The organism is Acinetobacter sp. 24-47-47 (genome assembly GCF_057737035.1).
The window spans coordinates 2,490,062-2,515,445 of record NZ_CM173216.1 but is presented as its reverse complement, the minus strand read 5'-3'; the positions used below and the strand labels follow the sequence as shown (position 1 = coordinate 2,515,445).

Genomic DNA, 25,384 nt, shown 5'->3' with positions numbered 1-25,384 from the left:
AGGGACTCTGATCAAGTTTGAGCCCCATAGTAAAAAAATCGCTGAGCACTTATGTCGTATAGAACCTAAAGATTATCTAAAGTGCACTGATATCAGATCCGGTCTTTTTGGGGTCGACCAAAATTTTAGCGTGTTGTTCAGGATCACCTAAGGCCTGACAAGCATCTTTGACTCCTGCAAGACCTACAACGCCCGTTATCAGAGGAGAACAATCAATTTGACCTTCAGCGATCATATGGAGCGCATCTCTGAACTCAAGTGGCGTATAACCAATCACAAACTGGATTTCGATTTCTTTGTTTAAAGCCAAAGCGGGTTCGATGCTGTCGGATTGCATACATACACCCACACCGATAATTTTAGAAAATAATGGCGCACCGTTAATAATCTGTTGAAGGATGCCTGGCATCCCGACACACTCAAAAATCACAGGACGTTTGGGTAAAGCACCTAATTTGTCAGCCACACGCCACGCATGCCACCATGGAATATGCATAGACTGTATCTTTTCAAAAATACCGATTCCATAGTTAATCGCTTCAGAAGCATCACCCAATAAACCGTATTCTTTCCAACTCTCAAAAGGCGATGATTGTTTAGGATCAATGACGACATCTGCACCACAAAGTTGAGCCAGCCTACGGCGATTTGGTGAAAAGTCACTGGCAATAATTTTTTTCACACCAATCGCTTTGAGCATTAAAATGACACCTAAGCCTACTGGACCACAACCAATAACAATTGCGGGTTCTGATTTCTTTATTCTGCTCCGACGTACTGCATGTAAAGCTACCGCCATTGGCTCGGTCATTGCCGCAAGATCGGGATGTAATCCATTTGGCACCGCAAACATGAGTTGAGATTGCACCAAGATTTGTTCGGCATAACCACCAGAAGCTTGAGGGGAAAGACCAGTCGCTTGATAACCCCACTGATCAACTTTCAATAGTGGCATCGCACAAACTAAGGTATCTGTTTTAAATTTTTTTCTAGTTTTAGGACCATAATCTAGAACACGACCGCAAAATTCATGCCCCATGACAAAACGGTCTGTTGACTTTGCAACACCTTTTAGACCCACTTTAGCCGTAAGTTCATGCATGTGGTCACAACTATGTTGCATATGTAAATCACTGCCACAAATACCACATCGCACAACTTCTAATAAAGTTTGTCCTTGTGATGGTGTTAGATGGCTGACATCTTCAAGTGTTAATTCATTTTGATGACATACAACTGCTTTCATTCTTGTTCACGAATATTTTTTATAATGATAGTGAACAGTGTGTGTGATTACGCACAAGAGATACACAGCTTTAGAGGACTGAATGATGACTGCAGAGGCTAAATTAGTGAAAAAGCCTCCATTTATAGAGGCTTAACATGCATATTTTATGAGTTAGCTTAGTTGGGTTCGATGATAACGTTGATCCACTAGCGTGAATAGTGCTGTACAACTGACCAAGATTAATCCTACGATACACGCCATTGCCCATCCACCATGATCCCAAGCATAAATTCCTAGCGCGGAACCACTTGCGCCACCAATAAAATAGCTGGTCATATAAAGTGAATTTACACGAGATTTAGCATCCGGTCTTAAATTAAAAATCACATTCTGGTTGCTACTATGCACCAATGCTAGACCGAGATTCATCAGTCCAAAACCGATGATATAGCAACTTAAATAGAATGCACCTAAATAAAGGAATATCCATGCGCTACCTAGGATTAAAATGCCAAACCAAGTGATTTGTTTGACGTAACCACGATCGGCGATCTTACCAATTTTCTTGGTGGACAAGGCGCCAAATACGCCAACCAAAGTGACTAAACCCACCATGACATCTTCAAGAGAAAAAGAGGATTTAAGTAAAATAGAAATGGTCGAGAAGAGGATGCTCATCGTTGCAAATGCAAAGGCACCAATGATAGAGCGATAGATTAAACGAGGCTCTTCTTTAAGTAGCAACCCCATGGATTTAAATACAGCAAAATAACTAATTTTAGAGCTAGGAATATAAGGCAGACGAATATTAAGTACCACAGCGACCATTAACATCAAAATTCCACTGACGATATAAATGAGCTGCCAATTAAATAAGTTGGATAACAAACCAGCTAAACTGGTCGAAATCAAAATACCCACCAATAATCCGCTCATCAGTAACCCGACAACTTCGCCTGTTCGTTCTGGTCGAACCGCCATCGTGGCAAACGGAATCAAAATTTGTGCTGCAACCGAGAAAAGCCCAGTGATAATTGTGCCAGCCCATAACATATAAAGGTTGAGCGAAAAAGCACAAATAAATAATCCCACTGCTGCAAAGAACATTAAAAATGGGATTAATTTCGTTTTATTGAGAATATCACCAAGTGGTACGATAAAAAGCAGTCCGACAGCATAAGAGACTTGAGCCAAAGTGACAGTTAATGCCACATCTGTTGCAGGGGCATTAAAGTAAAGTTGAACAGAGTGAATTAAGGGCTGCGAATAATAATTAGCGCCTGCACAAATACCACAAGCAATGGCCATCAACCAAAGTAAAGCAGTGTCATTCGTGATGTCTTTTTTATTTAAATTGTCAAGATCGTTATACATGAATAAATGGCTCAGAGGATGAGGAGCAGTAAGCTGTGGCCTCGATTTCAATTTGCATGGCGTCTAATGCCAAGCGAGACACAGGGATTAGTGTGCATGCTGGGAAATTTTGATCTTTCCATATTGTATTCATTTTCAGATTTAACAGGTGATGTTTTTGTTGGTCAAAATTGACAATCAATACGCTTAGAACAGCAATGTTATAAAAGTCGATATGTGCATAGCTGAGAGCAATTTTGAGATTTTCGAAGACTTGGTTGAGTTGTTCTGCATAATCAGTGGAATAATGTCCGTCGGCATTTTCACCACCTTGACCTGATATATGAACGACTGTGTTGAAGTGTTTGACCTCACAGATGTGGCTATATGCAAATTGCCTTGGGGAATAAAGCTGAGGCGGATTTTTAGTGGTTAAACTAAACGTTGGCTTATTTGGTTTTGTCATTCTATCTTCTCTGGATTAAGCTTAGAAAAGAATTATGAAAGCTCAACTTAACTTGAGGTCAAGAGCATGGAAGAACAAAAATTACAACAGTGGCTCAGTATAGGCGCGTTAGCTGCTCGAAGTGGTGTATCGGTCGCAGCACTCAGATTTTATGAAGACAAAGCACTTATTTGGAGTGTGCGGACGGAAGGAAATCAACGGCGATATCCTCGATATATGCTGAGGAGGATTGCCATCATCAAAGTGGCACAGCAGGTAGGGATTTCACTCTCTGAAGTGAAGCAAGCATTTAACATACTCCCTAAGAATAAAACCGCGACTAAATCAGATTGGACCGCATTATCAAGTGCGTGGCAGAAAATTTTAGATCAAAAAATTTTAAATATGCTTCAACTTCGTCAACAACTGGATTGGTGCATTGGTTGTGGGTGCTTATCTTTAACTGAATGCCCACTAAGAAATGAAAATGATCAAATGGGGGCTACATCGTCGGGTTCCCACTTTGTTCCACTCGACATTAAATTTGACGATGATCAAGGGAAAATAGAAATTCACTATGAAGACTAAGTTTCATCGTGAAGCATTATTTTGAAATTTGAACTGTGAGGTTAATGTTGTCTTTATTTCAGTTTAGTTTTGGAAAGCGTAATCATCATCACACCCAATATATTCAGCGCACAACCAAACCATTGAATCATATTCATTGATTCCCCTAAAAAGATAGTTGCCAATATAATGGTCAGAATTGGACCAAGTGAACCAATCATGGCTGTTTGAGAAGCACCTAAACGAGCAATACTTTGCGCAATGAGAATAGTTGGAATCACCGTTACCCCAATGCCTAATGCAACACCATATCCGATTACTTCCATGGGTTGTTCAAGGATATTGGATACAGGGCTTGGCTGAGCAATAAAATAGTGAAGAATCGTCCCTAAGCAGGCGATAGACATCGCTAAGCCCGTAAAATTCCACGATCCAAATTTTTGAATTAATTTTGGAGTCATCAATAGATAACTCGCAAAGCAAATCGCGCTTGCGAAAACTAAACTCACACCTAGCCAAAAATTACTTTCATGAGGCACATTGCTTTGTTCTTGGAGCATCACCATAAGCGTGCCGCCATAACTTAGTCCAATTGCAAAAATAGTCTTCAGTGAAAGAGGATGTTTGAAAATTACACTTGATGCAATTACTGTCATGGTAGGATATAGAAATAGGATAATACGCTCCAAAGAGGCACTGATGTACATCAGACTCATAAAATCGAGCCAACTTGAAAAATAATATCCAATCAAACCAGCAACGAGGAGTAGGGCCCAATCCTGCGCTGAAAATCCACGATTACGGTGTCGGTTCAACCAACAAATAAAAAGAAAAACGGGTAAGGCACTGAGCATCCTTAAGGCAACCAGCAATGTTGCATCAACATCTTCAGAAACTGCATAAGCTTGTTTGATTAAGATCGCTTTACTACTAAACAAGAATGCTGCCAACAGCGCACATAAACTCCCTAACTGAGTGGGAGTCAGCTTAAGTACCATAAATGTTAAAAATCAATTTTTAAGTAATGGAAGTATAAGCCAATCTTCATTGTAAGCTCTAAAATTCAATCTCTAATTTTCGCTAAATCACCTACCTAGCGACATAAGGCGTTTTGATTTTTTGTTTAAATGCATCATTGTGGTGCGTAATATGAAAAAAACAGTGGTCTATCAACCCAAAAAATACATCAAAAAAATATTTCAAATTTTTTTTGCACGGTTTGTAAGCATTCTTTTCAAGAATCTGTCATCTTGTATTTCATGTTCAGCCAAAATCTAAGCCCAATGTGTAAACCTAGATTTATCTAAATTTTGTCTTATTTATAATTTTTAAGAATATCGTGAGAATTTGAATCGATTAGTCTGATTTTTTGTCAATTCGGCAAATTGAAATTTATGAGAATGAAAGAAGCAACTAAAAATGTGACATGCACGGCGCTTTAACACAATCAAAAGGGATAAAAAGAAAGCTAAAAAATGTCAGAATGATCAAAGCTTAATAAAGTCAAGCTCCCTATACTGACGATAAATTAGAAAAAAGTTTCTTTTTTGTTAAAAAATGGATCGAAAATTAAACGAAACTGGAACTATTTTTTATGAAAATGATAGATCAAGTACCATGAAATTTTGTGATGATCGTGAATCATGAGTTCAAAATGAGGGTATTTATTAAATAAATATTGGGTGGTAATTTAAAAAAGTTCAATTAGAATCCAAAAAATTCACATGAATACATCCAGGGGTATATCGCAGGAATGCGATATCTACTTTAAGAAAAATTAGCTTGAGGAATGCTCATGCAGATCGGAATCCCTACCGAAACTGTAGTTGGTGAAAGTCGTGTAGCTGCGACACCAGAAACAGTAAAGAAGTTAATTGGTGCTGGTCACAGTGTCGTTATCCAACGTAATGCAGGTGTTAAAGCTGCTTATATTGATAGTGCCTATGAACAGGTTGGTGCAAAAATTGTTGATGATGCTTATACCGGCAGTCAATTGGTTTTAAAAGTTCGCGCACCTAAAGGCGAAGAAATACAAAAATTAGCCCCAAACACCACAGTGGTTGCGATGTTTGATCCGTACCGTAATACGGAACTTGATCAATTCGCTGCTCAGCAAGTGTCTGCATTTGCACTTGAGTTATTACCACGTACGTTATCTCGTGCCCAAAATATGGACGTTTTGTCATCACAAGCAAACTTGGCAGGTTATAAATCTGTGCTTCTTGCGGCGGCAGAGTACCAACGTATGTTCCCAATGTTAATGACAGCGGCGGGTACGGTTAAACCAGCTCGTGTAGTCATTATGGGTGTTGGTGTAGCAGGCTTACAAGCGATTGCAACAGCCAAACGTTTAGGTGCTATTGTTGAAGCGACAGACTTACGTCCAACAGCCAAAGATCAAGTTGAATCTTTAGGCGGTAAATGGTTAGACGTACCAATGTCAGCAGAAGAGCAAGCGCGTGCCGATGAAGCTGCAAAAAATGGTTATGGTTGGATGCCTGGTGAACAATATATTAAAGACCAAGCTGCAATTGTAGACAAAGCGGTATCGAATGCTGACATCGTGATCACGACGGCGCTTTTACCAGGTCGTGATGCACCGCGCTTAATTAAAGCTGAAACAGTTGCCAAAATGAAACCAGGTTCAGTCATCCTCGATATGGCAGTTGAAACTGGCGGTAACGTTGAAGGCTCAAAATGCGGTGAAACTGTTGTGACTGATAATGGCGTGAAAATTTTGGGTATTCCAAATATTCCAGCGACCGTTTCTACAGAAGCTTCAGCGCTATATGCACGTAACGTTTATAACTTTGTTGAAACGCTTTTTGATCAAGATAAAAACTACAGCATTAATCAAGAAGATGAAATCCAAAAAGCATTGCTTGTCACTCATGGTGGTCAAGTGCTGTTGAAGCGTGGTTAAGGAGACTGATCATGGTTGAAACTATTACAATTTTTGTCCTCGCAATCTTCGTAGGTTATTACGTTGTTTGGGGAGTGACACCTGCGCTTCATACGCCGCTGATGGCCGTAACGAATGCATTGTCTTCAATTATTATTGTCGGTGCGATGATCCAAACTGTTGGTCTACCTGTTATGGGTGTTGAGGGGGCTGTTGATTTTCAAACCATCAATGTGGTGAGTGTATTAGGTGCGATCGCTGTTTTCTTAGCAAGCATTAATATTTTCGGTGGCTTCGCTGTAACCGCTCGTATGCTTGAAATGTTTAAGCCAAAGCAAAAGAAAAAAGAGGGTTAATACATGGAATTTATTCGTGAGTATGCGGATTGGTTTTACCTAATCGGTGCCGTTCTTTTTATCTTAACTTTGCGTGGCTTGTCTGGTCCTAAGACAGCAATTGCAGGTAACCGTTACGGTATGATTGCAATGGCAATCGCCGTGTTAACAACTTTCTTTGTTGCTGATAATCCTGTGGTATGGATGATTGTCGGTGCAATGGTATTGGGTGCGATTGTTGGTATTGCTCGAGCTCGTACAGTGCCTATGACACAAATGCCAGAAACAGTTGCTCTCATGCACTCACTCGTGGGTCTTGCTGCAGTGTTGATTGCGATCGCTGCAATTATTCACAACAACAAGCTTGTCGAGCTTGGGCCAGACTTACTGGCTGCAAATGGTGTGAACTTCCATGAAATGAGTCGCGTACATTTATTCGAATTATTCGTAGGATGTTTCGTTGGTGCCATTACATTCACTGCATCGGTATTTGCTTATGGTAAATTGGCGGCAAAGAAATGGGCAAAAACGATTTCAGGTGCATGGGTTAAACCTGTTCAAGCTTTGATTTTTATTGCTATGCTAGCAGCAGGGATTAACTTCTTCTTGACGGGTAACATGACCTCGTTCTGGGCAATGACAGCACTTGCTTTAGCCTTTGGTTGGATATGGATTGCGCCTGTTGGTGGTGGTGATATGCCAGTTGTGGTGTCTTTGCTTAACTCATTCTCTGGATGGGCGGCAGCAGGGATTGGTTTTACGCTTGAAAACAACATGTTAATTGTTGCAGGTTCGCTTGTAGGTTCGTCAGGTGCAATTCTGTCTTATATTATGTGTAAAGCAATGAACCGTTCAATCATCAACGTATTGTTTGGTGGTGCAATGGGTGGTGCTGCAGCACCGACAGCAGCAGCTGGTGCAGCAGTTCAACGCAACTACCGTTCTGGTTCTGCTGACGATGCTGGTTTCTTAATGTCAAATGCAGACAGTGTTGTAATTGTACCGGGTTATGGTATGGCGCAAGGTCGTGCTCAAAATGCGGTGAAAGAGCTTGCAAATTTATTGAAAGAGCAAGGTGTAACTGTACGTTTTGCGATTCACCCAGTGGCAGGTCGTATGCCTGGTCACATGAACGTCCTTTTAGCTGAAGCAGATGTTCCGTACGAAGACATCTTAGAGATGGATGAGATTAACTCAGACTTCCCAGCAACAGATGTGGTGTTGGTCATCGGTGCGAATGACGTCGTTAACCCTGCAGCGAAAGATGATCCAAACTCGCCAATTTATGGTATGCCTATTCTTGAAGCACATAAAGCTCGTACCATTATGGTGATCAAGCGCTCTATGGCGACAGGTTATGCGGGTCTTGATAATGACTTGTTCTATAACGACAAAACAATGATGATCTTTGGTGATGCGAAGAAAGTTGTTGAAGATATGACGAAAGCCATTAATGGTACAGGTCACTAATTTATAGACTGTTTTAAAAAAACCACCTTCGGGTGGTTTTTTTATTTTTCATGTGTAGGTTTTCGCCACATTCCCCAAATTTCAGGTGCATCGTAGGGCAGATCCCGAAGGTGAAAGATCACTTCAAATCCATAATGACGATAGAGTCCAACATTGCTTGGTGTTGCAGTTTCTAAATAACATGGGATACCGTGTTGATCGCTCTTGGTGAGAATAGGTGTTAAGACTTTGCTGGCTAAGCCTTGTCCTTGGTGGTCAGGACTTACACCTATGAGTTGTAAATAATAATGCGCCTCACTGGGATGATGTTTCTGCACCAGATTAATGATGTGAATAAATTTCACCAGTTGTCTTAAACCGATAATCTTCGTTAATTGAGGGAGTAGTTTAACCTGCTGAATGAGGTTTAAATCCCACTGATTTGGCGGAATCCAAAGTGCAGCAACTGAGCGATCGGGATTGGTATAGACTTCATCATATGGTTGAGCGATATCTTTCAATTGAATACTAAAGAATTGCTCAAGTTTTTCATGTTTTTGTTGGAAACTCAGTTTTTCAGCTTGGATCGCCCAGTTGCAAAACTCTTCGTTCCAAAAGGATTGCATTAATGTTTCTACTAGTGCATCGTGATCTGTTCTTGTGGCTTTTATCATGGTCATATCAAGGTAAACCAAATTAGTGAGTTCTTTTTTGTTGGCTTTATTGTTATAAATTTAAACTGCACAGTATAAAAAAGCGACCAAGAAGGTCGCTTTAATATGTTTATGCTACAGAATCTGTAGTTGAAGCATTACGCCATAAGTTTTCTAGATCATAAAACTTACGTGCTGTAGGTAACATCAGATGTACTACAACAGTGCCAAGATCAACAAGGATCCATTCTGCATCGCTTTCGCCTTCAATACCGATAGGGCGAAAACCTGCTTTACGTGCTTCATCAGCGACGTTGTTTGCAAGCGCTTTCACGTGACGTGTAGAAGTACCTGAAGCAATGACAATTGCATCTGCAACATTGCTCACTTCGCTAACATCAATCGTTGTGATTTCTTTTGCTTTAACGTCAAGCAATGCTTCTTGAACAACTTTTAAGCAAGCTTGAACGTCTTGTTTTGGAGAATTCAAAGAGAGTTCGTGAGAATTAGAAGCGCCGGGCGATGGTTCTAAATTCATGAGAAGTGTATTTTCCTGACTATAACTCATCTTTCACTATAGCGCTTTCTGCTTGAAAATTCAAACTTTGAACAAATTTTATACTACAAGATTGTGATATTAAAGAAGTTTATTTTTCCATTCGAAAGAATCTCTTGAATGAGATTGGGGGCGATATTCGGCTGCGACAAATCCTTCATACATGCAATTTGCAATGCATTCAAAAATAGCGGGATAATTAATTGTCCCTGTGTGTGGTTCATGTCGACCTGGTACATCTGCAAATTGGATATGCCCAATGTGTTGCATATTTTCTTTGAGTGACAGAATCAGGTCTTCTTGCATTCTAGCCATGTGATAGCAATCGAATTGCATTTTTAAAGCTGGATGATTGACGTCTTTCAGTAACTCTTTGGCTTGATGTATTGTTTGAATCATGAAATTTGGCATATCAAAGCCATTAATCATCTCAAAAACGGGTTGAATCCCATGCGCTGTGAGGATCTCGCTGACATATTTAAGATTTGAGACCAAGGTTTCATAGCAGACCTGATATTCAACATTATCTGGTTGCTTACCAGCCAAAATATTCACTCGAGGTATATTGAGTGAGCATGCATATTCAATCGCTAAGTCAACAGCTTGTTTAAATTCATCAGTTTTACTTGGGATACTTGCTAATCCGCATCCGCCTTGCATTAAATCTCCGGCAGGAACGTTGATGAGACACAAGCTAAGTTGATGTTCATTAAGTTCATGCTGAATTTGCTCAATACTCAGCTCATATGGAAATTGAATTTCTACATGTTGGAATCCATATTCAGCAGCTAGCGCAAAGCGTTCAATGAGTGGAACTTCTGTAAAGATCATCGATAAATTAACAGCGAGCTTCATATTGAATGCGACCTATTTATTGTTTTGTTCAACTTGCAGAATGACTGAGGCAAGGTCTGATTCAGAAAAGCCATTGGATTGATGCGCTTTCAATTGTTCTAAGGCTTGTTGAGCGACAGGAATATTAAGGTCAAATTGTCGAGCCAAACTCAAGGCGTTATTTAAATCTTTAGACAGGGTCTGAACTTTCCATTGCACAGGCTCAAACTCATGCGTTGCCATACGTGGTGTTAAAATTTGAAAAGGTTTAGAGTCGGCGAATCCACCTGCTAAGGCGGGTGCAAGCAGTTGAGTATCAACACCCGCCTGATCTGCTAAAGCAACAGCTTCTGCGATAAGTGTGCTATTTGCAGCAACGATCAGTTGATTACAAATTTTGGTGGCTTGTCCTGTTCCAGTTCCACCCATACAGGTTATACGCTGTGAAAGAACTTGATACATTGGTTGTAAAGATTCGATGATGCTCGATGGTCCGCCAGCAAAAATAACTAAACTGCCATTTTCAGCACCAGCTGTTCCACCTGACACAGGAGAATCTATCCAATGCGCTGATTTAGCAGTTGCACGTTGTGCAAGATTTTTAGTTTTATCCACAGATAGACTCGAGAAGTCCACAATAATCTGCTCGGGTTGAATCAGTGATTCAATTTGAGAAAAAACAGCCTCTACCGCATTGTCATCGGCTAAACAAGTTAGGATCAGATCAAATTGTGCTATCTCAGAGAGTTGAAGGGGATGTGCGCCAAGCTGGATTAACGGCTCACATGCGTTTGGACTTCGGTTCCAGACAGCAGTGTAAAACCCAGCCTGTATCAATCGAGTCGCCATTCTGCTACCCATTAAACCCATACCTAAGAACGCGATTTTAGTTTGACCGTTAATCATTATTGAAGCTAATCCCTGATCTAAGTTTGAAAACCAATTTATTTAAATTGACGTGGTAAAAATTCCAAATCTGGATTTTTATCTTTTTTACGCGCGATTTGACTGTTTTTGCCAAGGAGTAATTTGAGTTGCCAAATTTTCTCAAGACGAAGTGATTTTTTGGGTGCGTGTTCCATTGCATCTAAGACTTGTTTGACTGCGGCTAAGGCATCTGGTGAGCGTTGCAACATTTCTTCGGCAAGCTGTTGAGCTTTTTGCATCGGCTTGTCATCAACATGCGTGATCAATCCAATTACTTTGGCATATTCACCATCAAATACACGTGCTGTTAATGATAATTCTTTGGCTAGGTCGACTCCAATAATACCTTTGATTGAGCGCGTTAACCCCATATCTGGAACTAAGCCCCAACGGGTTTCCATGATCGACATTTGGGTATTGGGGTGAGCAATTCGAATATCAGCCGCTAAAGCCAATTGCATACCTGCACCGAAGCAATACCCGTCAATAGCTGCAATGACTGGAACAGGGAGTTCTTGCCAGATTAAAAAAGCTTTTTGAAATAGACTTTGACCAGGTTTAATGAGTTCCCATGCGGCATAAGCACGATTTTGTGGATTATTCAGGTCTGTTAAATCAATACCTGCACTAAATACGTTGGCTTCACCAGTGAGAATCACACAGCGGATAGTACGATCAGATTTAATTTTTTTTGCGACTTGCACCAACTCTTTCAAAAGTTGAAAGCTCATCGCGTTACGTTTGTCGGGACGATTCAGAAAAACCGTCGCAATTCCATTATTTTTTTCTACACGTATGACAGCCATTATTGTGACTCGAGTTTATTGTTTCTTGTTTTAAGCATAACATGTCCAAAATAGACTGTCGTGACAGTAGAGTCATCACGTATTGCCTAATACAGTGCGTTGATCGTCTATTAATGATTCAAAATAGACTCGGCTGCTTCTTTTACTTGTACAATCGCATCTTTTAATTCATCCAGCCGTTTCATCACATTTTCAATAAATTGCTCATCTGCTTTTCTACGCTCTTTACGCAGCGTTGAAACGAACTGTTCAAATTCACCTGTGATGCTTTGTAAATTCGGAGTGCCGACGTAGCGTGTTGCCCCATATAAACGGTGTAATACATGTTCGAGCTGCGGATAATCTTCAAGTTCGATGAGTTGTTCTATTTCAGCAAGTTCATTTGGGAAACTATCTACCAGCATCTTCAATAAATCTTGTGCTAAATCTTCTTTATTCGCTGCCAATTGAACGCACTGTTTCCAATCTAAAACCTGATGATCTAAGGTTTCGATACGTAAAGTTTTTTCTTGGGATTTAATTGGATGAATAAACTTATCACTGCTCCAATGGGTCAGAATTTGAATAATCTGATCCATTTGGATTGGTTTGGTGACATAGTCATCCATGCCGACTTTAAGTAATTTTTGTTTCTCATCTGCTAAAGCATGTGCTGTGAGTGCAATGATTGGTGTGTGACGTCCCTCGATGGTGGATTCTAACGATCTGATCGCACGAGTCGTATCGATGCCAGACATCACTGGCATTTGAATGTCCATAAATATCAGATCAAACGGCTTTTCATCATTTTGAATCTGTTGTTGTAAAATTTGTAGTGCCTCTTGTCCACTTTGCGCTTTAGTTGTTTGAACATTAATTTCGCCGAGCAAAGCTTCTAAAACGATTAAGTTTGGTAGATGATCGTCTACTGCAAGTACATGTAAATTAAGGGCTTTAAAGTTATCATGAGGTTCAACTTCAAATATTGGCTGATTTTCCAAGAGCTGAATTAATGATGAGCGGCTCAGAGGTTGATACAGTGGCCTCGCTTTGTATTCATTCAACATGTTGAGGTCGAGTGCCATCTGATAGCCATATACGGCTAAGTGACCTTGATAACGTCCGCGAATCTCTTTTAATAAAGCCTCTGGATCACCACTGTGATCTACAATCAACCACGTATTTTCAGGTTGATGTGTCAAACCGTTTAGACGGCTGAATAAATCTAGAATGGATTGAGCTTCTGTGTGTTCAACACCATAATTTTCTAAATAATGACGTAAAACATTCGCAGTTGCAGGGTGGGCTAAATAGGAGATGACACGCATGTCATGGAATTGCGGATGAATAATTTCATATTCATCAACCGCAAATTTCGCAGTAAACCAGAATGTTGAACCCTTTTCAGTTGGGGCGCGTTCTTGGTTATCTTCAAAGCCAATTTGGCCATGCATCAGATTAACCAATTGTTTTGAGATTGCTAACCCTAAACCTGTGCCACCAAATTGACGAGTAACGGAAGCATCGCCTTGAGAAAATGATTCAAATAACCGTTTACGATCTGTACCACTTAATCCAATACCACTATCTTGAACACTGAAATGCAATAGGCAATGTTCTAGATCGTCATGCTCCATGCGAACACGTACAATAATTTCACCATCAGGAGTGAATTTGATGGCATTTGAAATCAGGTTAGTCAAAATCTGTTTACAACGTAAAGCATCGCCAATCACATACTTTGGAATGTTATCGGCATAGTAGAAGGCCATATCGATATTTTTTTGGGCGGCTAATGGCGACAACATGTCCATAACATCGAAGATCGCTTCTTCTAAATCAAATGATGCGGTTTCTAATTCAAGTTTACCGGCATCAATTTTTGAAAAGTCTAAGACATCATTGATCAGTGCTAAAAGATGTGCAGAGGATTTGCGAATCGTTTGCAAATACAGGCTTTGATCATTGCTGAGATTCTCTTGGCGCAATAACAAGTGAATAAAACCATCGATACTATTCAGCGGGGTACGCAATTCATGACTGATATTGGCAAGAAAAACAGATTTTGCCTGATTGGATGAAATGGCCTGATCGCGTGCTTGTTTATAAGTAATATTTTGCACTTCAAGTGTATCAAGCGTACGTCTTAAATCGTCTTCGGTCTGCTCGGTATGTTCCTTCAGCTCTAAAAAGCTGAAATGTAGACGCTTCACGACATTCGCAATATCACGTTGGAGTAACCTTAACTCGCCAGTACTATTGATGACCATGTGTTGGTCGAGTGTGTCTGCATTGAGTCGCTGTAATTGCATACGTATTTCGTACATAGGCGCAATCCAACGTCGTGAATAAAAGTTCAAGCACAGTAATAAGAGTAAAAGTGTCAACAAACCCGTCGTGATCAGTACAATGAAAACACGATATTGAGAAATGGCTAGAGGTTGATTATCTAGCTCGATAACAAGCCATTTTTTACTTTGATCAGGCGTATTTAATGCTAAGCCATAAATATGATTATGTTGATCTTTAATCGGACCAAATGTTTGTACATTGGTCGGGAAGCTAGGCCAAGGTTTTTCATTGCGATAGCCTAACCCAAAATATGGTTTTTGTTGTTGGTCTAGGACTGCGACACTGAGTAAATATTTTTCATTAAACATCTTTTGTAAGATGCTTTTAGCGCGGTCTTGTTGCGCTTGTGAGGGATTGTTTTCTAGCGCAATAAGTAGGTTTTCTGTCGTGTATTTATAACGACTTAAAATTGCATTTGCGGCAAAGCGTTGTTCTGATTTTGCAGAATTGGAGGTTTCTGTGAGCACCAGTGCAGAGCCGACGCTTGCCAGTACTGCAATGGGGACAAAAATAAGGGCAATCAATTGCCCATAAGCATGGTTTAGTTTTAAGCGATTGAAGATTTTTTTATTCAAATTCGACATGTGCAGAGTGACTCATTCCCCATGTTAGGAATATTAGCACGCTTTAAAAAAATGATGGTGCTTTAATCACCCTCATTAAAAAGCCTTTGAAATTGATGCAGTGAGATACTTTTTTTCATACAATACCTGCACCTCAATATAGGTGCAAATAATGAGTAATACACAAGTAGATTTTCAATCAGACGATTTTTTATTAGACCACTATGTGGGTAAAACCCCATTGGTTAGGTTACAGCGTCTGGCAAGTCATACTCAAGCGACTGTATTGGCAAAACTGGAAGGTAATAATCCAGCGGGCTCTGTCAAAGATCGCCCAGCATATAACATGATCATGCAAGCTGAAAAACGTGGTGACATTAAGCCAGGTGATACGCTGATCGAAGCGACTAGCGGTAACACAGGTATTGCATTAGCCATGGTTGCGGCAATGCGTGGCTATAAAATGAAATTGATTATGCCTGCAAGCTCTAGTCAAGAGCGCAAAGATGCAATGCGTGCGTATGGTGCTGAGCTTATTGAATCCGAGAATATGGAAGAAGCTCGTGATATCGCATTGCAAATGGAAAAAGATGGTCTAGGTTTAGTACTCAATCAATTTGGTAATCCAGACAATGTCCAAGCACACTATTTGACAACTGGTCCAGAAATTTGGCAACAAACTGGCGGTAAAATTACGCATTTTGTAAGTTCGATGGGAACAACGGGAACCATCATGGGGATTTCAAAATACCTCAAAGAACAAAATCCAAATATTCAAATTATTGGTCTACAGCCATCTGAAGGGTCGAATATTGCAGGTATTCGCCGTTGGCCTCAAGAATATTTACCGACGATTTTTGATGCTTCTCGTGTTGATCAAATTATGGATATTCCACAAATTGAAGCTGAAAAAATGGCTCGTCAATTGGCACGTAAGGAAGGAATTAGTGCTGGTACTTCTTCTGGTGGTGCAGTTTGGGCATCAATAAAAATCGCTGAACAACATCCTAGTGCTGTGATTGCATGTATCGTGTGTGATCGTGGTGATCGTTATCTCTCTACGGGGTTATTCTCTGTAGAAGATGAACAATAAATTCGAGTAAATCTATATGCGCTTACCTGTTTTAGTGTTTGATATTGAAACATTGACCGATCTTAAATCAGGAGCGCATCTATATGGCTTAGATTTACCAGAAGATAGTATTGAACAAGCGCTGAGTAAGTTAAGACGTCAAGAAGCGGGCACTGACTTTCAGCGACTTGCTTTGCATGAAATTGTCTGTATTTCAGGACTATGGATTGATGAAAAGGCGGGAATGAAATTATTTTCATTCAGTCGTGAACATTATTCAGAACCTGAAATTTTACAAAAATTTCTATCAATTTTTGATAAACGTAATCCGACTTTAGTCAGTTGGAATGGCTCCCAATTTGATCTGCCTGTTATTATGTATAGAGCAATGTATCATGGGTTGTCTGCGCCAAGTCTGTTTGATCAAGGCGAAATTGATACACAAAAGCGCTATAATAACTACCAGAATCGTTACCATCATCGTCATATTGATTTGATGGATTTTATGGCAATGTTTAATGCGCGTCACTTCCAAAAACTGGATGATGTCGCCTATATGCTCGGTTACCCGGGTAAGCGCGGAACACCAGGTTATTTTATCCCTGAATATGTTCGTAACAATAATTGGATAGAATTAACCAGTTATTGTGAAGGGGATGTTTTAAACACATGGTTAGTCTATCTGCGCTATGTATTGTTAAAAGGACAGATTTTGCCTGAAGATCATCGTCTGTGGATTCAAGCGACGATTCATTATCTTCAAGGTCAACCCCAGCAAACAGAATTTTTGCGTATTTGGCAAGAAACTGCTGAAAAAACTGACTTCACCGCTTCTGATTTTAAATCAACTCAACATTAGGTTATCTCTTTGAAACAACGTGCCGCACATCGCTCATCTCAACTTCCTCGTTATACATTTACAGTTGAGAGACTTTCACATGAAGGGCGAGGGATCGCACATTTTCAAGGACAGGAACATCCTCAAGACAAATTGGGTAAAAAGGTTTTTATTCGTTTTGCACTGCCAGGAGAAACAGTAGAAGCTCAAATTACCCATCAGGCAAAAAAATTAGAAGAAGCTGATTGTGTGCAGTTGATTGGGGCGCCGAGTCCAATTCGTACACAGCCAGTTTGTCCACATTTTGGAAAATGTGGAGGCTGTAATATGCAGCACATAAAATTAGATGAACAAATTCGTTTAAAACAATCAGTTTTAGAGTCGCATCTCACCCACTTTGCAGGTGCTCTTCCAGAGTCGTGGCTAGAACCATTGCGTTCGACACGTGAAGATTATCGTCACAAGGCTCGTATTGGCGTTCGCTACATTGCTAAAAAAAATAAATTAGTCATGGGTTTTCGTGAGGCTCAATCTAATCAGCTTATAGAAATTAAAACCTGCAAAATTTTAGATGCAGAGCTAGATGCTGCGTTACCTCACCTCAAGGTACTCCTTGAAAATCTAAAAGCAAAAGCAGATATAGGTCATATCGAATTGGCGAAAGGAGATCAAGAGGTTGCACTTTTGATACGTCATACCAACAAATTACTGCAAAATGATGTCAACCAACTGCGTGAATTTGCGTTAGAAAGATCATGGCAGCTTTATTTGCAACCAGCTGGTGTAAGTAGTGTTCATCGTGCGGATGGTGACCTATCTGAGCGATTACATTACTCACTACCGGATTTTAACGTGACGTTTGGTTTTAAACCGACTGACTTTACTCAGGTTAACCCCACCATTAATCCACAAATGGTGAAGCTGGCATGTGAATTGCTTGACCTGAGCGGAAATGAGCGTGTTCTTGATTTATTCTGTGGTCTAGGGAATTTCTCATTGCCACTTGCACGTTCTGTAACACGGGGTGAGGTCGTCGCGGTGGAGGGAAGTGAGGAAATGGTGATGCGTGGGACAGAAAATGCACTGAAAAACGGCATCACAAACGTAAAATTTTATGCTCAGGATTTAACGCAAGATTTTTCGCAACATTCTTGGGCAAATCAAGGGTTCGATGCACTCTTAATAGACCCACCACGCGCTGGAGCTGAAGAAATTATGCACTATGTGCCAAATTTTGGTGCAAAAAAAATCGTCTATGTTTCCTGTAATCCTGCTACATTAGCACGTGATACAGGGATTTTAGTACAACATGGTTATCAGTTGAAGAAAGCTGGTGTGATGGATATGTTCAGTCATACAGGCCATGTTGAATCTATTGCTTTATTTGAAAAAAGCTAGTGCTAAGTGTTGATTTAATAAAATGAAGATTAGATTTAAAAAAGGAGAAGGGTATGGTCACAGTACGTGAGCAGTTACCTGGACGACTGACTGAGTTGTCTGAGGAAACGACTGTAGAACATGCCGCTGAAGCGCAACTTGGTTTAGCAACTTGGCTAGACCGTGCGCGGATTATTTTAGACGGTGCAGAACTTAAAAAATTAGAAGAAGTCGCTCTTAGTGTTTTAAAAAAAGAACTGACTTCTGATCACCATCATAAAACCAATACCTTCGCGACTGGCTTAGGTATGGCAGATATTTTGGCTCACCTACATGTTGATGAAGATACTTTGTCAGCAGCGATGCTTTATCGTAGTGTGCGTGAGGGCATGACGTCGCTTGAGGAGATTCGTAAAAGCTTTGGTGAAAGTGTCTACAATTTGGTGAAAGGCACTTTGGCAATGGGTAAGTTGTCAGAGCTGATCGAAAAAAATAAACGTTTAGAAGATCACTTCAATAATAATCAGCGTGAACATTTAACTGGGATCTACAAGATGTTGATCTCAGTAACAGAGGATGTTCGCGTTGTATTAATCAAGTTGGCTGAGCGTACGCTGGCTTTGCGTGAGTTGGCAAACTCTCCAAAAGAGCGTCAAGAGCGTGTCGCACGAGAAATTTTGACCATTTACTCGCCCTTGGCGCATCGTCTTGGTATCGCGCAGTTAAAATGGGAACTTGAAGATCTTGCGTTCCGTTATTTAGCACCAGAGCGCTATAAAGAAATTGCATCTTTACTCAATGAAAAACGCTTAGAGCGCGAACAATATATTCAATTCGTGGTCGATAAGCTGAAAAGTGAGTTGTTGAAGCATGGCATTGAGGCTGAAATCTCAGGTCGTGTGAAACACATTTATTCGATTTATCGAAAAATGAAAAGCAAGAACTTAAGTTTCGATCAGCTATATGACATTCGAGCTGTTCGTGTATTAGTTCAAAATGTATCTGAGTGTTATCACGCTTTGGGGATCGTACACCAAATCTGGCGTCATATTCCCCATCAATTTGATGATTACATCACTAACCCGAAAGCCAATGGTTATCGCTCTTTACATACTGCAGTGATTGCTGAAAATAAATCTTTAGAGATACAAATCAGAACCACTGAAATGCATGAAGAAGCTGAGTTAGGCGTTTGTTCTCATTTCAATTATAAAGAAGGTGCGAAAACTACAGATTATTCATTTAATCATCGTTTACACTCTTTACGTTCCGTGCTTGAGCATTATCAAGAACGAAATGAAGCAGGTGCGCATCCGAATGAAGACGAAACTGAAAATTTCAATCAGCTTCAAGATTTTGAAGATTTTGAAAAAATTTATGTTTTTAGTCGTGATGGTGACATCAAAGAATTACCACGTAATTCAACCGTTTTAGATTTTGCATACCATGTGCATACGGAGGTTGGCAACAAGTGTTATGCAGCACGTGTAAACCAACGTTATGTTCCACTGACTTATACATTAAAAACAGGTGAACAAGTCGAGATTTTGACCAAGAAAGATCGTGAGCCAAATCGTGATTGGTTGGTGAACTCTTTAGGTTATATCAAGACAGCACGTGCAAGAGACAAGTTGCGCCATTGGTTCAGACAGCAAGACCGTAGTAAGAACTTAGAAGTCGGTCGAGAGATTCTCACCAAGGAATTATCACGTCTTGCAATTCACCCAAAAAGTATTGATTTGAGTGATTATTGTGCTCATTTTAACGTTAAAACAGGTGAGGACATTCTTGTATCCTTGGTGAGTGGAGATATCAGTCTTCATGCATTGATTAATCAAGTCAATCGTCATATGCACTTGGATCAAGATGAGCCTGAGTTAGTGCTGAAGCCAGCATTAAATCCACGGGCGAGTCATACATTATCAGCGCATGGGATTCTGATTGACGGTTTGGATAATGTTGAACTACATATTGCACAATGTTGTCAGCCTGTTCATGGTGAGTCGATTGCTGGATATATCACACTCAATCGTGGGGTGAGTATTCATAAGGTGGCTTGTCCGGATTATGTACGTATGATCAGCCAAGAACCTGAACGCGCTGTTGAAGCAGATTGGGAAATGCAACCGACAAGAGGACAGAGTGTCCAAATTGTGGTTGAGGCTTATGATCGTCGAGGACTGCTGAAGGATCTAACCCAAGTGATTTTTTCAGATCAGATTAATATTCGCCAAGTGAATACCATTTCCGAAGCGGATGGTATTGCCAATATGAAGCTGTTGATTGAGGTCAAAGGTTTGGCTCAATTGTCTCGCTTGTTGGCTCGATTGGAACAGCAACCAGGCATCATTAGCGCAAGACGTTTGGTGCAAGGGAATTAAAAAAAAGCCTGCTTTAGCAGGCTTTTTTATGACTGATCACTCAAATAGCGTTAAATCAGATTTTGCATTTTTTAGAACCTTGATAGATTCCAATATTATCAATGTTTGCTTGTGATGCAGCTTTGATCTGTTGCTGTAATGGAATATTTGCAGCATCAGAAGTATCACTTTCACCCGCTACAGAGTTTGCAACTTGCCCCATCTTTGTTGCTTTTTCTGAGTTGCCACCGAAAGTAGATAATGCATTACCTGCCATACCCGCCCATTTGCTCAATGATTTAGCTGGTGTTTGGGTTGCAGCAGCTGCAATATTTTTATCAGCATTTTCTAAGTTACGCTTAGCATTGGCTTTTTCAACAGCTAGTGTTGCACAATCCATTGCCTTGAGTTCAGCAGTTGAGTGCTGATGCGTTGGTAGTTCACCCGCAGCTTGAGCAAGAGTCGTTGTTAAAGCAGTAGCGATAGCTAAAGTTAAAATTTTTTTCATTATATATTCTCATTTGTAACGCATTGTTATAAATGCCCCTGTTGAGGCGAGAGAATATTACACAAATGTGACCAATTTGTCATTTCTTTTTACTTAATATTAAGTTTGTCACTCTGTTGATCAATTGAGGGCTAAATCTTGACAGGTGATACATCAATTCAGTTTTGATGCCAACCGTATGGTGAGTCACGGTTAAGTGATGGTTTTTTAAACGAGCGACACGGTAAATTTCCTGAGCAACGTCTTGGGCGCTGAGACTGACTCCTATATTTTGAATCGTACCCGCATCCATGCCTTTTACCATGGCAGTCTGAACAAATAATGGCATGATGTCTAATACGCGTATTCCATATTTTTGCCATTCAACATCAAGACCTTCTGTAATGCCGCGAACAGCAAATTTACTTGCTGAATAGGACACTAAATCAGCTTGACCATAGATAGCAGAAGCAGAGGACATATTGATGATACGTGCGTGGGAGGCCTGTTTTAAGAAAGGGAGCGCAGCGTGACAGCCATTGAGAACGCCGTTAACATTGATATTAAATGTTCGATGATGCGATGAGATATCTGTATTTTCGAATGCCCCTGAATATAAGATGCCAGCATTATTTAATAATATATTTATTTCACCAGCCCATTCGTTGAACTCAGTTAAAGCACCTTGCCATTGGTCGTATTGGGAAACATCTAGCAAACCCGCTTTAGCATTTGGCCCTAAAGATTGAGCCAATTGTTCAGCTTGTTCGAGATTGATGTCATAAATACCGACTTTATAACCTTGCTGATAGAATAGTTTTGCGGTAGCTGCGCCAATCCCTTGTGCTGCGCCACTGATAAAAATGCTAGATGTCATCGAAAATCCTTGTTGTTTTACATCATTTTATGTTCCTAGTTGAGCATAAGATTGTTCATTGAATCAACAATAACTTTAAACTCATCATTCACTAGAGATCAACTTTCATGGAAAAACTTTTAAATATCATGCAAGAGCTTCGTGCGAAATGTCCATGGGATCAAAAACAAACGCCTGAAAGCTTGACTCGCTATGCGATTGAAGAAGCTTATGAGGTTGAAGAAGCAGTTCGATCACAAAATACAGCGCATGTAAAAGAGGAATTAGGAGATCTTCTGCTGCAAGTTGTATTTCAAGCGCAAATGTATAGTGAGCAAGGAGCATTTAATTTTCATGATGTGGTGGAAACGTTGTGCGACAAGTTGATTCGAAGACATCCTCATGTCTTTCAATCAGCTCAATTTGAACAACTGAATGAACAGCAGGTGAGTGAACTTTGGCAAAAAATTAAGGCTGAAGAGAACAAAGACAAAACTAAATCACGTTTAGATGAAATTAAAGCGGGTCCTGCCTTAGATCAAGCCGAGCAAATTCAAAAAAATGTAGCTCAGATTGGATTTGATTTCGAAAATGTTGAGCAGGCGTATGAAAAGTTAGATGAAGAGTTATCTGAATTAAGAGAAGCCCTCAACCATCAAAATTCCGACGAAATACAAGAAGAGTTTGGAGATTGTTTATTTTCTTTAATCAATGTTGGACGTAAAATCGGCATTTCAAGTGAGATGGCTCTACTTGGAACCATCCACAAATTTAAACAACGTTTTTCATACATTGAGTTGCAGGCAAAAAATAGAAATACGCCCATTGAAAATATGAGTCTCAAAGAAATGGACCAATTGTGGGATCAGGCAAAAGTGTATCTAAAGCGACATAACAATAAAATTCAGGTTCAACATGAATAGCATCATTTCTTTTCTTCTTCTGATATTTACTGCATGTGTGAGTTTAATCAGTTCGGCATATCCACAACAGTTTGATCAATCTTACTTAAAATGGAAAGCAGAGCAAGAAGCTCATGATCAACGACTTAACCGGCAAAGTGCGAACCATTATTTATCTCGACCAGCCGTAAATACATCATCAAAGCAAGCAGCTGGTGGTGTCGGGCAATCAACTAAAGTTCGTCTTAATACGGCTTCAATGGTTGAACTACAAATGATTAAAGGAGTGGGTGAGAAGAAAGCTGCTGCAATTATTGAGTATCGGCAAAAGCATGGCAGTTTTAAGTCAATAGATGAACTTCAAAATGTCAAAGGAATAGGTCCCAAGTTTATCGAAAAGAATCGCAACCAGTTAGCCCTCTAACACATTTTTATAGAGAACGAATGGTACTAAGGGGTGTTGAAATTTAATCAATTTTGACAGTGAATCCTGGAGAATAAAATTGCCCTTTGATTGTGTTAGAGCTATGATTAGCACAATTATGATTTTACGTTCTGACGTAGGAGACAGCGTCTTTTGCAAACTTTGCACGCGTCAAAGTGCGGTTTATCCACTGCACAATTACCTTCTTCCATTTTAGATGTTATTGATTCTTTAACTAAAGCCGGCTATGAAGCTTATATCGTCGGTGGTGGTGTCCGTGATTTGATGCTTGGACTTGCGCCTAAAGATTTCGATGCTGTAACCAATGCGACACCTTCACAAATCAAAGAAGTATTTGGTCGTCGTTGCCGAATTATTGGTCGTCGTTTTGAGTTGGCTCATGTCTATTCTGGTCGTGAATTAATTGAAGTGGCCACTTTCCGAGCTCCTCCTAAAAAAGCAGTGACTTCTGCTGCAGGGATGATTCTAAGAGATAATAATTGGGGCTCAATTGAGGAAGATTTTGCTCGTCGAGATTTCTCAATCAATGCGATGTATTACCAACCGCGTAAGGGTATCGTTCTTGATTTCTGTAACGCTATTGATGATATAAAAACAAAAACATTGCGTTTATTGGGTGATCCAAAGTTACGCTTTGAAGAAGATCCAGTTCGTATGTTACGAACACTGAGATTTGCTGCGAAACTTAACTTTAAAATTGATCCTGCAATTTTAGACGTATTTACACCTGAAGCAACCTTGCTTTTACGTGATGTATCACCACATCGTTTATATGATGAATCTCAAAAGTTATTCACAATGGGGCATTTGAATCGTGTGCTCCCGATGTTGATTGAGTTTGGAATCTGGAAGCAATTATTTGCAGATATTCCTCCTCATATTGATGCATTTATTGAACGTGCAGCGAAAAATACAGATCAGCGAATTCAAATTGGTAAAACGATCAACCCTGCATTTTTCTATGCGGTATTGTTGTGGAAACCATTCCTTGAGCGTTGTGATTTTTATATGCACAAAGGTGTTGTGGCAGCTGAAGCACGTGCTCAAGCTGGCTTAGATGTGCTGAAGCGCCAAGCGACACGCACGATTATCCCGCGTTTTGCAGAAACATTTATTCGTGAAGTTTGGGAAATGCAAACTCGTTTGTTGAACCCAAAACCTCAGCAAATTGAAGCACTCTCAGGTCATGCTCGTTTTAGAGCAGGTTTTGACTTTATGTTGCTGCGTGAAAAGTCTGGAGATCAGACGACCAATGGCATGGGTCAATGGTGGGATGCTTATCAGTTGATGTCTTTGGACGAAAAAGAGCGTGTGATTGCGCAGTACAATCGTCAACGGACTAAATCACGACGTAAAGTTGCCGTGACCGAAGATGTTGCGGAAACAAAGCCTCAGCAGATTGAACCGCTAGTTAAAGAAACGGAGTCACGTAGCCGCCGCAGTCGTAAGGCCGCTTCAGCGAATGAGCGAAGAACAGAGCAAAATGCGAGTATCGCTTTGGATAATGGTATTGCAGCTGATCATCCTATTTTGAAGCGTAAACGTGTCAAACGCGATTTAAATACAGTGGTGTTTGGTCCTATCCAATGACAGTACGAACATATATTGGACTGGGAAGTAATTTAGGTGATTCTCAGCAGTTGATGGCAGAAGCCTATACGAAACTGGCAATGCTGGGTATGGTGAAAGCATCAAGGCTTTATCATAGTCCACCTATGGGTCCTCAAGACCAACCACATTACCACAATGCGGTCGTTCGTTTAGATACGAGTCTAACGGCGCTTGAATTATTGGATGAATTACAAAAAATAGAAAATGAAGCAGGGCGGGTGCGTTTACGTCGTTGGGGTGAACGCACACTCGATTTAGATCTATTGTTATATGGTGATCAAACGATTCAAAATGATCGCTTAACTGTTCCGCATATCGGGATATTTGAGCGAGATTTTGTCATACTGCCGTTATTAGATCTGGATGTCGAATTAGAAATTCATGGACAGAAAATTCGAGAAACGAATATTGCAAAACACAGCCAATTGGATGTTTTAGCAGATTCATCTTGGATCAATATTTAAACTTTAAAATGTTCTAAGGAACT

General features: G+C 40.2%; 24 protein-coding genes. 12 read left to right on the top strand and 12 right to left on the bottom strand.

The window, feature by feature from the left end:
• Positions 1 to 76: 76 nt before the first annotated feature.
• From AC1M9E_RS11770 to AC1M9E_RS11760, 3 genes are all read right to left on the bottom strand, one after another.
• Entirely contained in the window at positions 77 to 1,246 is a 1,170-nt protein-coding gene (locus tag AC1M9E_RS11770) for a zinc-binding dehydrogenase (RefSeq protein WP_481607817.1), read from the bottom strand.
• Positions 1,247 to 1,399: 153 nt separating this feature from the next.
• Positions 1,400 to 2,602 carry an MFS transporter gene (locus AC1M9E_RS11765; protein ID WP_481607818.1) on the bottom strand — a complete coding sequence of 401 codons (1,203 nt, stop codon included), beginning with the start codon at positions 2,600 to 2,602 and terminating at the stop codon, positions 1,400 to 1,402.
• Entirely contained in the window at positions 2,595 to 3,047 is a 453-nt protein-coding gene (locus AC1M9E_RS11760) for a RidA family protein (RefSeq protein WP_481607819.1), read from the bottom strand. The genes AC1M9E_RS11765 and AC1M9E_RS11760 overlap by 8 nt, the downstream gene beginning before the upstream one ends.
• Positions 3,048 to 3,113: 66 nt before the next feature.
• On the opposite strand from AC1M9E_RS11760, the gene soxR reads away from it, so the two are divergent.
• Positions 3,114 to 3,614, top strand: coding sequence for a redox-sensitive transcriptional activator SoxR (gene soxR / locus AC1M9E_RS11755; RefSeq protein ID WP_488224808.1), 501 nt, complete (start codon positions 3,114 to 3,116; stop codon positions 3,612 to 3,614).
• 53 nt (positions 3,615 to 3,667) lie between these two features.
• Here the strand turns inward: soxR and AC1M9E_RS11750 are convergent, their stop codons facing one another.
• Entirely contained in the window at positions 3,668 to 4,591 is a 924-nt protein-coding gene (locus tag AC1M9E_RS11750) for a DMT family transporter (protein WP_481607820.1), read from the bottom strand.
• 797 nt (positions 4,592 to 5,388) lie between these two features.
• Here AC1M9E_RS11750 and AC1M9E_RS11745 point away from each other — a divergent pair.
• The 3 genes from AC1M9E_RS11745 to AC1M9E_RS11735 are packed head-to-tail and all read left to right on the top strand — an operon-like array spanning position 5,389 to position 8,300.
• Complete coding sequence (locus AC1M9E_RS11745) at positions 5,389 to 6,516, top strand: Re/Si-specific NAD(P)(+) transhydrogenase subunit alpha (protein WP_035265315.1); 1,128 nt, start codon at positions 5,389 to 5,391, stop codon at positions 6,514 to 6,516.
• Positions 6,517 to 6,527: 11 nt separating this feature from the next.
• The gene (locus AC1M9E_RS11740; protein ID WP_035265316.1) at positions 6,528 to 6,851 is read left to right on the top strand and encodes a proton-translocating transhydrogenase family protein; all 324 of its coding nucleotides are present in this window, start codon (positions 6,528 to 6,530) and stop codon (positions 6,849 to 6,851) included.
• A 3-nt stretch (positions 6,852 to 6,854) separates the two neighbouring features.
• The gene (locus AC1M9E_RS11735; RefSeq protein ID WP_488224807.1) at positions 6,855 to 8,300 is read left to right on the top strand and encodes an NAD(P)(+) transhydrogenase (Re/Si-specific) subunit beta; all 1,446 of its coding nucleotides are present in this window, start codon (positions 6,855 to 6,857) and stop codon (positions 8,298 to 8,300) included.
• A 41-nt stretch (positions 8,301 to 8,341) separates the two neighbouring features.
• Here AC1M9E_RS11735 and AC1M9E_RS11730 read toward each other — a convergent pair whose 3' ends face one another.
• From AC1M9E_RS11730 to AC1M9E_RS11705, 6 genes are all read right to left on the bottom strand, one after another.
• Positions 8,342 to 8,959 carry a GNAT family N-acetyltransferase gene (locus AC1M9E_RS11730; RefSeq protein ID WP_481590354.1) on the bottom strand — a complete coding sequence of 206 codons (618 nt, stop codon included), beginning with the start codon at positions 8,957 to 8,959 and terminating at the stop codon, positions 8,342 to 8,344.
• Between the two features lie 103 nt (positions 8,960 to 9,062).
• Entirely contained in the window at positions 9,063 to 9,470 is a 408-nt protein-coding gene (rsfS, locus tag AC1M9E_RS11725) for a ribosome silencing factor (protein ID WP_035265319.1), read from the bottom strand.
• A 99-nt stretch (positions 9,471 to 9,569) separates the two neighbouring features.
• The gene (locus AC1M9E_RS11720; RefSeq protein WP_481607821.1) at positions 9,570 to 10,343 is read right to left on the bottom strand and encodes a hydroxypyruvate isomerase family protein; all 774 of its coding nucleotides are present in this window, start codon (positions 10,341 to 10,343) and stop codon (positions 9,570 to 9,572) included.
• Positions 10,344 to 10,355: 12 nt separating this feature from the next.
• The gene (locus AC1M9E_RS11715; protein ID WP_481607847.1) at positions 10,356 to 11,231 is read right to left on the bottom strand and encodes an NAD(P)-dependent oxidoreductase; all 876 of its coding nucleotides are present in this window, start codon (positions 11,229 to 11,231) and stop codon (positions 10,356 to 10,358) included.
• Between the two features lie 35 nt (positions 11,232 to 11,266).
• Positions 11,267 to 12,055 (bottom strand): crotonase/enoyl-CoA hydratase family protein, encoded by a 789-nt coding sequence (locus AC1M9E_RS11710; protein WP_481607822.1) that lies wholly within the window; start codon positions 12,053 to 12,055, stop codon positions 11,267 to 11,269.
• 110 nt (positions 12,056 to 12,165) lie between these two features.
• Positions 12,166 to 14,970 (bottom strand): GacS-like sensor histidine kinase, encoded by a 2,805-nt coding sequence (locus tag AC1M9E_RS11705; RefSeq protein WP_488224806.1) that lies wholly within the window; start codon positions 14,968 to 14,970, stop codon positions 12,166 to 12,168.
• 151 nt (positions 14,971 to 15,121) lie between these two features.
• Between AC1M9E_RS11705 and cysM the strand changes: the two genes are divergently transcribed.
• From cysM to AC1M9E_RS11685, 4 genes are read left to right on the top strand one after another with little or no spacing between them, the layout of a single operon-like run.
• On the top strand, positions 15,122 to 16,042 hold the full coding sequence (gene cysM / locus AC1M9E_RS11700) for a cysteine synthase CysM (RefSeq protein WP_481588705.1): 921 nt from the start codon (positions 15,122 to 15,124) through the stop codon (positions 16,040 to 16,042).
• A gap of 16 nt (positions 16,043 to 16,058) precedes the next feature.
• On the top strand, positions 16,059 to 16,880 hold the full coding sequence (locus AC1M9E_RS11695) for a 3'-5' exonuclease (protein WP_035265329.1): 822 nt from the start codon (positions 16,059 to 16,061) through the stop codon (positions 16,878 to 16,880).
• A gap of 9 nt (positions 16,881 to 16,889) precedes the next feature.
• Positions 16,890 to 18,257, top strand: a complete 1,368-nt coding sequence (rlmD, locus tag AC1M9E_RS11690; RefSeq protein WP_488224805.1) for a 23S rRNA (uracil(1939)-C(5))-methyltransferase RlmD — start codon at positions 16,890 to 16,892, stop codon at positions 18,255 to 18,257.
• Positions 18,258 to 18,310: 53 nt separating this feature from the next.
• Positions 18,311 to 20,617, top strand: a complete 2,307-nt coding sequence (locus AC1M9E_RS11685) for a RelA/SpoT family protein (protein WP_035265331.1) — start codon at positions 18,311 to 18,313, stop codon at positions 20,615 to 20,617.
• Positions 20,618 to 20,672: 55 nt separating this feature from the next.
• Here AC1M9E_RS11685 and AC1M9E_RS11680 read toward each other — a convergent pair whose 3' ends face one another.
• Together AC1M9E_RS11680 and AC1M9E_RS11675 are read right to left on the bottom strand one after the other, a co-directional pair.
• Positions 20,673 to 21,104: a hypothetical protein gene (locus AC1M9E_RS11680; RefSeq protein WP_481588708.1), complete on the bottom strand. Its 432-nt coding sequence runs from the start codon at positions 21,102 to 21,104 to the stop codon at positions 20,673 to 20,675.
• A gap of 79 nt (positions 21,105 to 21,183) precedes the next feature.
• Complete coding sequence (locus tag AC1M9E_RS11675; RefSeq protein ID WP_488224804.1) at positions 21,184 to 21,960, bottom strand: SDR family oxidoreductase; 777 nt, start codon at positions 21,958 to 21,960, stop codon at positions 21,184 to 21,186.
• Positions 21,961 to 22,067: 107 nt separating this feature from the next.
• Between AC1M9E_RS11675 and mazG the strand changes: the two genes are divergently transcribed.
• The 4 genes from mazG to folK all read left to right on the top strand — a co-directional run bounded on the left by mazG (position 22,068) and on the right by folK (position 25,361).
• Entirely contained in the window at positions 22,068 to 22,862 is a 795-nt protein-coding gene (gene mazG, locus AC1M9E_RS11670; protein ID WP_481607826.1) for a nucleoside triphosphate pyrophosphohydrolase, read from the top strand.
• Positions 22,855 to 23,265, top strand: coding sequence for a ComEA family DNA-binding protein (locus tag AC1M9E_RS11665; RefSeq protein WP_481607827.1), 411 nt, complete (start codon positions 22,855 to 22,857; stop codon positions 23,263 to 23,265). Before mazG ends, AC1M9E_RS11665 begins: the two co-directional genes overlap by 8 nt.
• A gap of 153 nt (positions 23,266 to 23,418) precedes the next feature.
• Entirely contained in the window at positions 23,419 to 24,876 is a 1,458-nt protein-coding gene (gene pcnB, locus AC1M9E_RS11660; protein WP_481588712.1) for a polynucleotide adenylyltransferase PcnB, read from the top strand.
• On the top strand, positions 24,873 to 25,361 hold the full coding sequence (gene folK, locus AC1M9E_RS11655; RefSeq protein ID WP_481591534.1) for a 2-amino-4-hydroxy-6-hydroxymethyldihydropteridine diphosphokinase: 489 nt from the start codon (positions 24,873 to 24,875) through the stop codon (positions 25,359 to 25,361). Before pcnB ends, folK begins: the two co-directional genes overlap by 4 nt.
• The last annotated feature ends 23 nt before the right edge of the window (positions 25,362 to 25,384 follow it).